Genomic DNA, 693 nt, shown 5'->3' with positions numbered 1-693 from the left:
CTGTAAAGTCATCGACTTTTTCGAAGCTAATTCCTTTGCTTTTTCCATAACCAACGATGGCACGAGCAATTGGATGTTCCGAATTTGCTTCGAGGGATGCGGCAAGTTTTATTACTTCGAATTCTGAGAGAGTTGAAAGGCTTATAACATCTGTGACTTCAAAAGCTCCTTCAGTCAAGGTACCGGTTTTATCGAAAACAACAACATCTACATCTTTTATCCGTTCAAAAGCTTTTCTGTCTCTAATTAATATTCCCTTTTTCGCCGAAGCAGATGTTGACGTTGCCACGACAAGCGGTACTGCAAGCCCAAGAGCGTGAGGACAGGTTATTACCATCACGGTAACCATTCTCTCAAGAGCAAAAAGCAATGATTTCCCAAGTGCTAACCAGATTCCCAGCGTCGAAAAACCTATAGTAATTGCGATTATTGTCAGCCAAAATGCAGCTTTGTTCGCAAGATCTTGGGTTTTCGACCTTGTTGTTTGAGCTTGTTTTACGAGTTTAACGATTTGCATCAAATATGTATCTTCGCCAGTGCTTTTAACTTCAACCTTTAATGCTCCACCATGGTTTACAGACCCGCCAATAACTTCATCTCCTGGCTTTTTATAAACTGGTTTGGATTCTCCAGTAAGCATGGATTCGTCTACACTGCTTGAGCCCTCAATAACCACTCCATCTGAGGGTATCT

The 693-nt window shown here is 41.6% G+C and carries 1 protein-coding gene; it reads right to left on the bottom strand.

The window, feature by feature from the left end:
* Positions 1–693: HAD-IC family P-type ATPase (locus AC3LHT_RS04685; protein ID WP_488662129.1), on the bottom strand; the 693-nt coding region annotated here is incomplete at both ends.

The sequence above is a fragment of the Kosmotoga sp. genome (genome assembly GCF_982836095.1).
Note: the sequence above shows the minus strand (reverse complement) of the source record. Positions and strands in the feature narration are given on the sequence as shown.